The sequence below is a fragment of the Hymenobacter ginkgonis genome (genome assembly GCF_009755225.1).
In the GTDB taxonomy this organism is placed as follows: domain Bacteria; phylum Bacteroidota; class Bacteroidia; order Cytophagales; family Hymenobacteraceae; genus Hymenobacter; species Hymenobacter ginkgonis.
In genome coordinates this window covers 1-350 of record NZ_WQKZ01000033.1, presented here as the reverse complement: position 1 = coordinate 350, position 350 = coordinate 1, and the positions used below count along the sequence as shown (strand labels likewise).

Here is a 350-nt window from a genome sequence, read left to right as displayed (position 1 = left end):
GCAAACTCCCAGGGCACGAACTTCTTGCCCGTTTTGGGCACCAGGGCCGTGCTGATGGTCACCTTATCGGCATCGACCTCGGGCCACGTTTCGATGTCGCGCCGGCGAATCACGTGGATGTCGGTCAGGCCGCCGGGGTTCGGGCAGTCATCGAGCACGATGGCTTCGATGGGCACCACCACGCAGGCCAGGGTCGCGCCCGAACCGATGCCGGTGAGCGCGGCCAGCAAGGCGGGGCCGTGCGCGGGGGCTAGGTAGTGGGCCAGCTGCACCGCCTCGTGCGGCAACAGGAAAGCCGCTGCCACCAGCAGCAAGCTCAGAAAGGCGCAAACGCGCAGAATATTTTTCAT

Annotated in this window: 1 protein-coding gene; it reads right to left on the bottom strand. The window is 65.4% G+C overall.

Annotation, left to right across the window (positions count from 1 at the left end):
- On the bottom strand, nt 1–350 hold a 350-nt coding region (locus GO988_RS23970), incomplete at both ends, for a hypothetical protein (RefSeq protein ID WP_198173036.1).